Origin of the sequence: Pedococcus cremeus (assembly GCF_900111375.1) — a bacterium.
GTDB classification, from domain to species: domain Bacteria; phylum Actinomycetota; class Actinomycetes; order Actinomycetales; family Dermatophilaceae; genus Pedococcus_A; species Pedococcus_A cremeus.
Genome location: NZ_FOHB01000006.1, coordinates 124,682 through 136,252 on the forward strand (window position 1 = coordinate 124,682; position 11,571 = coordinate 136,252).

The 11,571-nt window shown below is 71.2% G+C and carries 11 protein-coding genes; 5 read left to right on the plus strand and 6 right to left on the minus strand.

From position 1 onward, the window contains the following. Positions 1 to 4 precede the first annotated feature (4 nt). Genes tal through pgl form a run of 5 tightly spaced genes read left to right on the plus strand, consistent with a single transcriptional unit; the run spans position 5 to position 6,383 of the window. The gene (gene tal, locus BMW78_RS13050) at positions 5 to 1,177 is read left to right on the plus strand and encodes a transaldolase (protein WP_091760445.1); all 1,173 of its coding nucleotides are present in this window, start codon (positions 5 to 7) and stop codon (positions 1,175 to 1,177) included. Further along, the gene (locus BMW78_RS13055; RefSeq protein WP_091760447.1) at positions 1,174 to 2,811 is read left to right on the plus strand and encodes a glucose-6-phosphate isomerase; all 1,638 of its coding nucleotides are present in this window, start codon (positions 1,174 to 1,176) and stop codon (positions 2,809 to 2,811) included. The genes tal and BMW78_RS13055 overlap by 4 nt, the downstream gene beginning before the upstream one ends. Before the next feature lie 32 nt (positions 2,812 to 2,843). Continuing rightward, positions 2,844 to 4,385: a glucose-6-phosphate dehydrogenase gene (zwf, locus tag BMW78_RS13060; RefSeq protein WP_091760450.1), complete on the plus strand. Its 1,542-nt coding sequence runs from the start codon at positions 2,844 to 2,846 to the stop codon at positions 4,383 to 4,385. A gap of 55 nt (positions 4,386 to 4,440) precedes the next feature. Then, positions 4,441 to 5,637, plus strand: a complete 1,197-nt coding sequence (gene opcA, locus BMW78_RS13065; RefSeq protein WP_091760453.1) for a glucose-6-phosphate dehydrogenase assembly protein OpcA — start codon at positions 4,441 to 4,443, stop codon at positions 5,635 to 5,637. Next, positions 5,634 to 6,383 (plus strand): 6-phosphogluconolactonase, encoded by a 750-nt coding sequence (gene pgl / locus BMW78_RS13070; RefSeq protein ID WP_091760456.1) that lies wholly within the window; start codon positions 5,634 to 5,636, stop codon positions 6,381 to 6,383. The genes opcA and pgl overlap by 4 nt, the downstream gene beginning before the upstream one ends. Positions 6,384 to 6,502: 119 nt before the next feature. On the opposite strand, the gene BMW78_RS13075 is transcribed toward pgl, so the two are convergent. The 6 genes from BMW78_RS13075 to whiA form a co-directional block, all read right to left on the minus strand. Continuing rightward, on the minus strand, positions 6,503 to 6,853 hold the full coding sequence (locus BMW78_RS13075) for an RNA polymerase-binding protein RbpA (protein WP_091760459.1): 351 nt from the start codon (positions 6,851 to 6,853) through the stop codon (positions 6,503 to 6,505). A 40-nt stretch (positions 6,854 to 6,893) separates the two neighbouring features. After that, complete coding sequence (gene secG, locus BMW78_RS13080; RefSeq protein WP_091760463.1) at positions 6,894 to 7,139, minus strand: preprotein translocase subunit SecG; 246 nt, start codon at positions 7,137 to 7,139, stop codon at positions 6,894 to 6,896. Positions 7,140 to 7,251: 112 nt separating this feature from the next. After that, on the minus strand, positions 7,252 to 8,061 hold the full coding sequence (gene tpiA, locus BMW78_RS13085; protein WP_091760466.1) for a triose-phosphate isomerase: 810 nt from the start codon (positions 8,059 to 8,061) through the stop codon (positions 7,252 to 7,254). Between the two features lie 116 nt (positions 8,062 to 8,177). Next, a complete protein-coding gene (locus tag BMW78_RS13090) occupies positions 8,178 to 9,380 on the minus strand; it encodes a phosphoglycerate kinase (RefSeq protein WP_091760469.1) in 1,203 nt (400 codons plus the stop codon). A gap of 23 nt (positions 9,381 to 9,403) precedes the next feature. After that, on the minus strand, positions 9,404 to 10,408 hold the full coding sequence (gene gap / locus BMW78_RS13095) for a type I glyceraldehyde-3-phosphate dehydrogenase (protein WP_091760472.1): 1,005 nt from the start codon (positions 10,406 to 10,408) through the stop codon (positions 9,404 to 9,406). A gap of 173 nt (positions 10,409 to 10,581) precedes the next feature. Beyond that, positions 10,582 to 11,562 carry a DNA-binding protein WhiA gene (gene whiA / locus BMW78_RS13100; RefSeq protein WP_091760475.1) on the minus strand — a complete coding sequence of 327 codons (981 nt, stop codon included), beginning with the start codon at positions 11,560 to 11,562 and terminating at the stop codon, positions 10,582 to 10,584. Between the last annotated feature and the right edge of the window lie 9 nt (positions 11,563 to 11,571).

The window sequence follows — 11,571 nt, forward strand, 5'->3', positions numbered from 1 at the left end:
CCGCATGACTGACAAGCTCGACCACCCGACCCCCGAGGCGGGCACCAGCCCGGCCCTCGAGGCGACCGACAACCCCGCGCTCGAGGCCCTCGCCCACAACGGCGTCTCCGTATGGCTCGACGACCTGTCGCGCCAGCGGATCCAGAGCGGCAACCTCGTTGAGCTCGTCGAGAAGAAGGGCGTCGTCGGCGTGACGACCAACCCCTCGATCTTCCAGCTCGCCCTTGCCGAGGGCGACGCCTACGACGAGCAGGTCGCCAAGCTCGCGGCCGAGGGCAAGGACGTCGACGACACCGTCTTCGTCCTCACCACCGAGGACGTCCGCAACGCGTGCGACATCATGCGCCCGGTCTACGACGCCACCGATGGTGTCGACGGCCGCGTCTCCATCGAGGTCGACCCGCGCCTGGCCCACGACACCGCGGCCACCGTCGAGGCGGCTCGCTCGCTGTGGACCACCGTCGACCGCCCGAACGTGTTCATCAAGATCCCCGCAACCGTGGAGGGCCTCCCGGCCATCTCGCAGGTGCTGTCCGAGGGGATCAGCGTCAACGTGACCCTGATCTTCTCCCTCGACCGCTACCGGGGCGTCATGAACGCCTTCCTCACCGGCCTCGAGCAGGCTCGCGAGGCCGGGCGCGAGCTGGGGGCCATCGACTCCGTCGCCTCGTTCTTCGTCTCCCGGGTCGACACCGAGGTCGACAAGCGCCTCGAGGCCATCGGCACCGAGGAGGCGCTGTCGCTCCGCGGTCGCGCCGCGATCGCCAACGCGCAGCTGGCCTACCAGGCGTTCGAGGAGGTCTTCTCCACCCCGCGCTGGCAGAACCTCGCCGACGACGGCGCGCACGTGCAGCGTCCGCTGTGGGCCTCCACCGGGGTGAAGAACCACGACTACCCCGACACGATGTACGTCACCGAGCTGGTGGCTCCCAACACCGTGAACACCATGCCGGAGAAGACGCTCGACGCGGTCATCGACCACGGCGAGATCCGCGGCGACACGGTGACCGGGTCCTACGCGCAGGCCGCCGAGATCCTCGACGCGCTGGAGCGGCTCGGCATCTCGTACACCGAGGTCACCGCCCAGCTCGAGAAGGAGGGCGTGGACAAGTTCGAGGCGTCGTGGGAGGAGCTGCTCAAGGGCGTCCGGTCCGAGCTCGACAGGCTCAGCGCGTGAGCGCTCTGGGCGTGGTCGCGTCCGGCCCGGCGGCCGACGCGATCGCCCTCCGGGTGCCCGAGCTCGTCGGTGAGCGCTTCGCGAGCCGGCTGTTCGAGCAGGACGCCTCCCTGTGGGGCCCCGACGCCGAGTCCGAGGCGTCGATCCGGCTGTCCTGGGTGGGGCTCCCCCGCAGCTCCCGGCCGCTCGTCGGCGAGGTGGCGGCGCTCCGCGAGCACCTCCGGGGCGAGGGCGTCGACCGTGTCGTCCTCTGTGGCATGGGCGGTTCGTCGCTCGCGCCCGAGGTCATCTGCGCGACGGCCGGTGTGCCGCTCGTGGTGCTCGACTCCTCGCAGCCCGACATGGTGCGCTCGGCGATGGTCGACCTCGACCGCACGGTGGTCGTGGTCTCCAGCAAGTCCGGCTCCACCGTGGAGACCGACTCGCAGCGCCGGGCGTTCGAGGCCGCCTTCACCGAGGCCGGCATCGACCCCACCACACGCATCGTCATCGTGACCGACCCCGGCAGCCCGCTCGACCAGGAGTCGCGGCAGGCCGGCTACCGCGTCGTCAACGCCGACCCCCACGTGGGTGGTCGCTACTCCGCGCTCACCGCGTTCGGCCTGGTGCCCTCGGGCCTCGCCGGAGCCGACGTCGAGGCGCTGCTCGACGACGCGGAGGCGGTCTCGGACGTGCTGGCCGCCGACGACGAGGCCAACCCCGCCCTGCGCCTCGGCGCCGCCATGGCCGGCACCAGCCCGCTGCGCGACAAGCTCGTGCTCGTCGACGACGGCTCCGGCATCGCCGGCCTGCCCGACTGGACCGAGCAGCTCATCGCCGAGAGCACCGGCAAGAACGGCACCGGCATCCTGCCGGTCGTGGTGCAGGAGGAAGAGGAGTGGGAGGTCGAGTGGCCTCCGCGCGACGTCACCGTCCTGCGCCTCAAGGGCGACGCCGAGGACCCCGACAGCCCGGACGAGCTCGTGCAGCCGGACCGCTCTGACATCGAGGTCACCGGCTCCCTCGGCGCCCAGCTGCTCCTGTGGGAGGTCGCCACGGCGGTGGCCGGGCGGCTGCTGGGCATCAACCCGTTCGACCAGCCCGACGTCGAGAGCGCCAAGAAGGCCGCCCGCGGCCTGCTCGAGCAGAAGGGCGGCGCGGCCCAGGCCCCGGCGTTCACCGACGGCGCCGTGGAGGTGCGCGCCCTGGGGAACGGCTGGCTCGGGGACGCCTCGACCCTCGTCGAGGCCGTCGACGCGCTGCTGGACCAGCTCGGGCCCACCGGATACGTCGCCGTCATGGCCTACCTGGACCGCCTGGCCGACGCGCCGCTCGCCGACACCCGACCCAAGCTCGCAGCACTGGTCGAGCGTCCGGTGACGTTCGGGTGGGGACCGCGGTTCCTGCACTCGACCGGACAGTTCCACAAGGGAGGACCGGACATCGGCGTCTACCTCCAGATCACGGCGGAGCCGCACCAGGACCTCGAGGTCCCCGGGCGCGACTTCACCTTCGGCGAGTTCATCGCGGCGCAGGCTGCCGGTGACGCGCAGGTGCTGGCCGAGATCGGCCGCCCGGTTCTCCGCCTGCACCTGACGGACCACGACGCCGGCCTCCAGCAGGTCGTCGCCGTGCTGAGCCGCCACGCTCGCTGACCCCCTCACACACGCCGACGTAAGGGCACTGCATGACTCCAGCCCGGGTGGCCCAGGGCCACAACCCGCTCCGCGACCCCCGCGACAAGCGGCTCCCCCGCATCGCCGGCCCCTGCGGCATGGTGCTGTTCGGGGTGACCGGCGACCTCGCACGCAAGAAGCTGATGCCGGCGATCTACGACCTCGCCAACCGCGGCCTGCTGCCACCGGGCTTCTCGCTCGTCGGCTTCGCCCGGCGGGACTGGGCCGACCAGGACTTCGGCAAGGTCGTCTACGACGCGGTCAAGCAGTACGCACGGACACCGTTCCGTGAGGACGTCTGGCGCAACCTCTCCGAGGGTTTCCGTTTCGTGCCAGGCGTGTTCGACGACCCCGCTGCGTTCGACCTGCTGGCCGAGACGGTGCACGCGCTCGAGACCGAGCGCGGCACCGGGGGCAACCAGGCGTTCTACCTCTCGATCCCGCCGGCGTTCTTCTCCACGGTCTGCGAGCAGCTCGAGCGCTGCGGGCTGACCAAGGCGGGCGACGGCAGCTGGCGCCGCGTCGTCATCGAGAAGCCGTTCGGCCACGACCTGAAGAGCGCGCGCGAGCTGAACGCGATCGTCGAAGGCGTCTTCCCGCCCGACTCGGTGTTCCGCATCGACCACTACCTGGGCAAGGAGACGGTGCAGAACCTGCTGGCGCTGCGCTTCGCCAACCAGATGTTCGAGCCGGTCTGGAACGCCAACTACGTCGACCACGTGCAGATCACGATGGCCGAGGACATCGGCATCGCCGGTCGCGCCGGCTACTACGACGGCATCGGCGCCGCCCGTGACGTGATCCAGAACCACCTGCTGCAGCTGCTCGCGCTGACCGCCATGGAGGAGCCCGTCTCCTTCGACGCCGAGCACCTGCGTGCCGAGAAGGAGAAGGTGCTCTCGGCGGTCCGCCACCCCCATGACCTCTCGAAGGCCACCGCGCGCGGGCAGTACGCCGCGGGCTGGCAGGGCGGCGACCAGGTCATCGGCTACCTCGAGGAGGAGGGCATCAAGCCCGACTCCACCACCGAGACGTATGCCGCGCTGAAGCTCGAGATCGACAGCCGCCGGTGGGCGGGCGTCCCGTTCTACCTGCGCACCGGCAAGCGCCTCGGCAAGCGGGTCACCGAGATCGCGGTGGTCTTCAAGCGTGCGCCGCACCTGCCGTTCAGCCACACCGCGACCGAGGAGCTCGGCCAGAACGCCATCGTCATCCGCGTGCAGCCCGACGAGGGCATCACCATGCGGTTCGGTGCCAAGGTTCCCGGCGCGCAGATGGAGGTGCGCGACGTGACGATGGACTTCGGCTACGGTCGCGCCTTCACGGAGTCCAGCCCCGAGGCCTACGAGCGGCTCATCCTCGACGTGCTGCTCGGCGACCCGCCGCTGTTCCCCCGGCACGAGGAGGTCGAGCTGTCCTGGAAGATCCTCGACCCGGTCGAGGAGTACTGGGCCAAGCAGGGCCGCCCCGATCCCTACCCCTCCGGCGGGTGGGGCCCGGAGTGCGCCGACGAGATGATGCGCCGTGACGGCCGTGTCTGGAGGATGCCTTGACCACCCCATTCAGTTCTCCGCTCGTTCCTCACTCCGATACTGAACGGGGACCCCGGTGATCGTCGACCTGCCCAGCACCTCGACCAAGGAGATCAGCAAGCGCCTGGTGCGGCTGCGCCAGGACGTCGGCGCGATGGCCCTGAGCCGGGTGCTCACCCTCGTGCTGGTCGTCGACGAGCAGAAGGCCGAGGAGGCCATCCAGGTCGCCAACGACGCCAGCCACCAGCACCCCTGCCGCATCATCGCCGTCGTCATCGGCAACAAGCGTGGGGTGTCCCGCCTCGACGCCCAGATCCGGGTCGGTGGGGACGCCGGCGCCAGCGAGGTCGTCGTGCTGCGGCTCTACGGCCCGCTGACCCGCCACGCGAGCAGCGTGGTCACCCCACTGCTGCTGCCGGACTCCCCCGTGGTGACCTGGTGGCCGACAACGGCACCCAAGCGCATCTCGGAGGACTCCATCGGCGCGATGGCCCAGCGCCGCATCACCGACGCGGCCCAGGCCAAGAACCCGCGCGCCGACATGAAGCACCGCGCGGAGACCTACGCGCCCGGCGACACCGACCTGGCGTGGACGCGGATCACCCTGTGGCGCGGCCTGCTGGCGGCGGCGCTCGACCAGCCGCCCTACGAGCCGGTGCTCTCCGCCACCGTCACCGGCGGCACCGACTCCCCGTCGGCGGACCTGCTCGCCGCCTGGCTCGCGCAGTTCCTCAAGTGCCCGGTCGAGCGGGCCCGGTCGCGTGCGGGCACGGGCATCGTCAGCGTCCGCCTCGAGCGGCGGGCGGGCAACATCGACCTGGTCCGTCCCGAGGGCGACACCGCGACCCTCGTGCAGCCCGGCCAGCCCGACCGCACCATCTCCCTGCCGCACCGCAGCGACGCCGAGTGCCTCGCCGACGAGCTGCGCCGTCTGGACCCCGACGAGGTCTACGAGGAGGTCATGACCGAGGGAATGCCGCGCCTGGGCGCCCCCGGCAAGGGCAGGACCGCCAGCGAGGCCATGGCGGAGGGTGAGGCACCGTCCGTGCCCGAGTCCGAGCGCATCCTCAAGCGGCTGCGGCGCGAGGCCCGGGTCGATGGCCGGAGCCTGATGGTGGAGGAGGCGGCGGAGCCGGAGGGCAGCTCCGACACCGAGACGGTCAAGAAGGCCGCGGCCCGCAAGCTCGCCAGCGCGAAGGAGGCCCGCCAGGGCGCCGAAGCCGCAGCCGAGGGCGCCGACGCCAAGGCTGGCAGCGGAGCAGGAGCCTCGTGACCACCGAGTCCCAGGTCGTCGTCCACCGCGACAAGCAGCACCTCGCCGATGCCTCCGCCACCCGGCTCGTCGCCACGTTGGCCGAGGCGCAGACGCGCGGCCGTGAACCGCACGTGTCGCTCACCGGTGGGTCGATGGGCTCGGCGATCGTCGCCTCGCTGCAGACCGCCCGGGGTCGCGACACGGTGGACTGGTCGCGCGTCTCCATCTGGTGGGGCGACGAGCGCTACCTGCCGGCCGGCGACCCCGATCGCAACGACACCCAGAACGACCACGCCGGTCTGCTCGACCTCGGGCTCGATCCCGAACGGGTGCACCGCGTGCCGGGTCCCGACGCCAGCAGCTCGGCCGAGGAGAGCGCCGAGCTCTACGCGGCCGCGCTGCGTGCCAGTGGTGGCGGGGAGTTCGACGTGATGGTGCTCGGGGTCGGACCCGACGGCCACGTCGCCTCGCTGTTCCCGGGCCACCCGGCCCAGTTGGCGAAGGACGCCATCGCCGTCGCCGTGCACGACTCGCCCAAGCCGCCGCCCGACCGGGTCTCGCTCACCCTGGAGTGCCTGAACCGCTCCGAGCGCGTCTGGTTCCTCGTGGCCGGCGACGACAAGGCCGGTGCGGTGCGCGACGGGGTCGAGGGGGCGGCGCCGGAGCGGTCCACCGCGGCCCAGGTGCGCGGCCTGCGCGAGACGCTGTGGCTGGTCGACGGCGCCGCAGCAGCCGGGCTGCCCCGGGACCGCCTCGAGCACTGAGGACGCCTCGACCACTGAGATCAGCGGGCCGAAACGCCCCACCCATTGCGAAACCCACCGTGACGACTGCTGTTCGCGCAGTCGGCGGTGGGTTTCGCGCAGGGAGTGGGGGGCGGCTGTTACTGGATGAGCTTGCGCTCCCGCAGCGTCGCCAGCGCCTCGTCGAGGATCGCCTTGCCGTCGGCGTCGGAGCGGCGCTCCTTCACGTAGGCCAGGTGGGTCTTGTAGGGCTCGACGCGCGGCGGAGCCGGCGGGTTCGCCTCGTCCTGCCCGGCGGGGAAGCCGCAGCGCGGGCAGTCCCAGGTCTCGGGGATCGCCAGGCCGGGCTCCTCAGCGAAGCTGGGCCGCGTCTGGTGCCCGTTGGCGCACCAGTAGGAGACGTACACCCGAGGGGCGGCGTCGCCGCGCTCGGCCTCTCCCATCGGGCCGGCGCCGACTCGGCTGCCGCGGATTGCGTTGCCACCTGCCATGGTCAGTTGTGCCTTTCAGGTCAGGTTCGAAGAGGTCGGGTCAGGCCGAGAAGCGCTCGAGGAGGCCGAGCCCCACGATGCAGGCGAACCAGATGATCGCCACGGCGACGGTGAAGCGGTCGAGGTTGCGCTCGGCCACCGAGGAGGAGCCCAGTGACGTCGACATGCCGCCGCCGAACATGTCGGACAGTCCGCCGCCCTTGCCCTTGTGGAGCAGGATCAGGAGGGTCAGGAACAGTCCACCCAGGACCAGCAGCACCTGCAGGCCAATTCGTACGGCTTCCACGCTCTACCTATTTTCGTCGGGGTCTGGTCGAGGTCTGGTGAAGTGCACGTCGTGCACGCCCGTCAGGATACCTGCTCGACGCCGACGGCCGAAGCACGGCTGATCCGCCGTGTCAGGCGGTCGTCTTCATGTGGTCGCGGAAGCGGCAGATCGACGCGAACTCCTCCGGCACGATCGAGGCGCCTCCCACGAGGGCGCCGTCGACATCCTCCTCCGCCATGATGGCCGCGACGTTGTTGGCCTTCACCGAGCCGCCGTAGAGGACCCGGACGCCGTCCGCGAGGTCGCCGGAGTAGAGCTCGGCGAGCTTGGTGCGGATGGCCGCGCAGACCTCCTGCGCGTCCTGCGGGGTGGCGACCTCGCCGGTGCCGATGGCCCAGACCGGCTCGTAGGCGATGACGATGGTCCTGACCTGCTCGGCCGTGAGGTCCTTCAGTCCGGCTTCGACCTGCGCGAGGACGTGGGCGACGTGCTCGCCCGCCTGGCGGACCTCGAGCCCCTCGCCGACGCAGAAGATCGGGGTCAGCCCGTGCTTGTAGGCCGCCTTCAGCTTGGCGTTCACGACCTCGTCGGTCTCCTGGTGGTACTCGCGTCGCTCGCTGTGGCCGACGACGACGTAGGTGCAGCCGAGCTTGGCGAGGAAGGCCCCGGAGACCTCACCGGTGTAGGCGCCGCTGTCGTGCGCGCTCAGGTCCTGGGCGCCGTGCTCGAGCTTGAGGCGGTCACCGTCGATGAGGGTCTGCACGCTGCGCAGGTCGGTGAACGGCGGCAGCACGGCCACCTCGACGGCCCCGAAGTCGTGCTTGCCGTCCCGCAGGGTCCAGTCGAGCTTCTGCACCAGGTGGGTGGCCTGCAGGTGGTCGAGGTTCATCTTCCAGTTGCCCGCCATGAGCGGCGTTCGTCCGGACGGGGTGGCAGCCATGGGACTCCTTGTTCAGGTCGTGCGGGGTTGTTGCGGGGTGGTTGCGGTCCTGTGTCGGTATGCCGGTGGGCCGGGCCACGTGCGCGGCCCGGCCCACCGAGTGGTCCAGCGTGGGGTCAGGCCTCGTCGAGCACCGTCAGGCCGGGCAGCTCCTTGCCCTCGAGGTACTCGAGGCTGGCGCCGCCACCGGTGCTGATGTGGCCGAACTGGTCGTCGGAGAAGCCGAGCTGGCGCACGGCCGCGGCGGAGTCACCGCCGCCCACCACGGTGAGCGCACCCTTCTCGGTGAGCTCGACGAGGGCCTCGGCGACGGCCTGGGTGCCCGCGGCATACGGCTCCATCTCGAACGCGCCCATCGGGCCGTTCCAGAACACCGTCTTGCAGTGCTTGAGCTTCTGCGCGAACAGGAAGCCCGACTCCGGCCCGATGTCGAGGCCCATGCGGTCGGCGGGGATGAGCCCGGCCGGCACGACCTGCGGGTCGGAGTCGACCGAGAACTCGGTGCCGACGACGATGTCGACGGGCAGGACGATCTCGACGCCGCGCTCGTGCGCCTGCTCGAGGTAGCCCTTCACGGTCTCGACCTGGTCGGCCTCGAGCAGGCTCGTGCCGACCTCGTAGCCCTGCGCCTTGAGGAAGGTGAAGACCATGCCGCCACCGATGAGGAGCCGGTCGGCGGTCCTGAGCAGGTTGTCGATGACCCCGAGCTTGTCGGAGACCTTCGCGCCGCCCAGCACCACGGCATACGGGCGCTCCGGGTCCTCGGTGAGGCGCCGCAGCACGCCCACCTCGTTCTCCACGAGCCCGCCCACGGCGTGCGGGAGCCGCTTCGCGACGTCGTAGACCGACGCCTGCTTGCGGTGGACGACACCGAAGCCGTCGGAGACGAAGACGTCGGCGAGCGAGGCGAGCTGGTCGGCGAAGGTGCCGCGCTCGGTCTCGTCCTTCGACGTCTCCCCCGCGTTGAACCGCAGGTTCTCCAGGAGCACGACGTCACCGTCGCCGGCGGCCTCGACGGCCGCCTTGGCGGACTCACCGACGGTGTCCTCCGCGAAGCGGACCTCCCGGCCCAGCAGCTCGCCGAGCCGCCGGGCGACCGGCGCCAGCGAGTACTTCGCCTCCGGGGTGCCCTTCGGCCGGCCGAGGTGGGCGCACACGATGACGCGTGCACCCGCCTCGGAGAGGGCCTCGATGGTGGGGACCGAAGCGCGGATGCGACCGTCGTCGGAGATGGTGTCCCCGTCGAGCGGGACGTTGAGGTCGGAGCGGACGAGCACGCGCTTGCCGCGCAGGTCGCCCAGCTCGGCGATCGTCTTCACTGCTCGCTCCCCCTTGACGGTGCTCAGAGGGACTGGCCGACGAGCAGCGTCAGGTCGGCGAGCCGGTTGGAGTAGCCCCACTCGTTGTCGTACCAGCCGACCACCTTGACCTGGTTGCCGATGACCTTGGTCAGGCCCGCGTCGAAGATGCAGGACGCCGGGTCGGTCTCGATGTCCTTGGAGACGATCGGGTCCTCGGTGTAGACGAGGATGCCCTTGAGCGGGCCCTCGGCCGCGGCCTTGACCGCGGCGTTGACCTCCTCGACGGTGGTCTCGCGGCCGGCCTCGAAGGTGAGGTCGGTGGCCGAGCCGGTCGGCACCGGGACGCGCAGCGCGTAGCCGTCGAGCTTGCCCTTGAGCTCGGGAAGCACCAGGGAGACGGCCTTGGCGGCACCGGTCGTGGTGGGCACGATGTTCAGGGCCGCGGCGCGGGCGCGGCGCAGGTCCTTGTGCGGGCCGTCGTGCAGGTTCTGGTCGCCGGTGTAGGCGTGGATGGTCGTCATCAGGCCCTTGACGATGCCGAACTCGTCGTTGAGAACCTTGGCCATCGGGGCCAGGCAGTTCGTGGTGCACGACGCGTTGGAGATGATGGTGTGCTTGTCCGCGTCGTAGTCGGAGTCGTTGACGCCCATGACGACGGTGACGTCCTCGTTCTTCGCCGGGGCGGAGATGATGACCTTCTTGGCGCCGTTGTCGATGTGCACCTTGGCCTTGGTGGCGTCGGTGAAGAAGCCGGTCGACTCGATGACGACGTCGGCGCCCAGCTCGCCCCACTTGAGGTTGTTGGGGTCACGCTCGGCGAAGGCCTTGAACGCCTTGCCGTTGACCGCGATCTCGTCCTCGGTGGAGGTCACGTCGCCGTCGAGGCGGCCGAGGATGGAGTCGTACTTCAGCAGGTGCGCGAGCGTCGCGTTGTCGGTGAGGTCGTTCACCGCCACGATCTCGATGTCCGCACCCGACGCCTGCACGGCGCGGAAGAAGTTGCGGCCGATGCGGCCGAAGCCATTGATCCCTACGCGAACAGTCACTGTTGTTCAGCCTTCCCAGTGGACGGGGCGCCGCGTCTGCGCGGCAGTGGGTCGTCTCCGACCCTATTGGATGCCCCACCCCCGGGGACACCGGGTCCCGCCGTACGAGCGGGTAGTCAGGACCTTCGGCACGACAGGTCGGGACGACCGTCCCGGACCGGCTCGGACCTGCGTCAGGCGTCGAGCATGTCGGGCGTGAGGTTGGCGTCCGTGCCCGGGATGCCGAGGTCGGACGCGCGCTTGTCGGCCATGGCCAGCAGCCGGCGGATCCGGCCGGCGACGGCGTCCTTGGTCATCGGCGGCTGCGCCAGCTGGCCGAGCTCCTCGAGGCTGGCCTGCTTGTGCTCCAGCCGCAGCGCACCGGCCTCGCGCAGGTGGTCGGGCACCTCCTCGCCGAGGATCTCCAGGGCGCGCTGCACCCGGGCGCCCGCGGCGACGGCGGCCCGGGCCGACCGGCGCAGGTTGGCGTCGTCGAAGTTCGCCAGCCGGTTGGCCGTGGCCCGGACCTCGCGCCGCATCCGGCGCTCCTCCCAGGCGAGCACGGCGTCGTGGGCACCGAGCCGGGTGAGCATCGCGCCGATGGCGTCGCCGTCACGGATCACCACGCGGTCGACGCCGCGCACCTCGCGCGCCTTGGCCTGGATACCGATCCGTCGCGCGGCGCCAACGAGGGCGAGGGCCGCCTCCGGCCCGGGGCAGGTCACCTCGAGGGCCGACGAGCGGCCGGGCTCGGTGAGCGAGCCGTGCGCCAGGAACGCGCCGCGCCAGGCCGCCTCCGCGTCACAGGCTGCGGCGCTGACGACCTTGGGCGGCAGGCCGCGCACGGGGCGGCCGCGGGAGTCGATCAAGCCGGTCTGGCGGGCCAGGGCCTCGCCGTCCTGGACCACGCGCACGACGTAGCGGCTGCTCTTGCGCAGGCCACCGGCGGCCATCACGAGCACCTCGGTGGAGTGCCCGTAGAGGTCGGTGATGTCACGGCGCAGGCGCCGCGCCGCGTTGGCGGTGTCGAGCTCGGCCTCGACGACGATGCGGCCGCCCACGATGTGCAGCCCGCCGGCGAAGCGCAGGGTCGAGGCGACCTCCGCCTTGCGGCAGCAGGGCTTGGTCACGTCGAGCCGGCTCAGCTCGTCCTTCACCTTCGCGGTCATCGCCATGGCGTCATC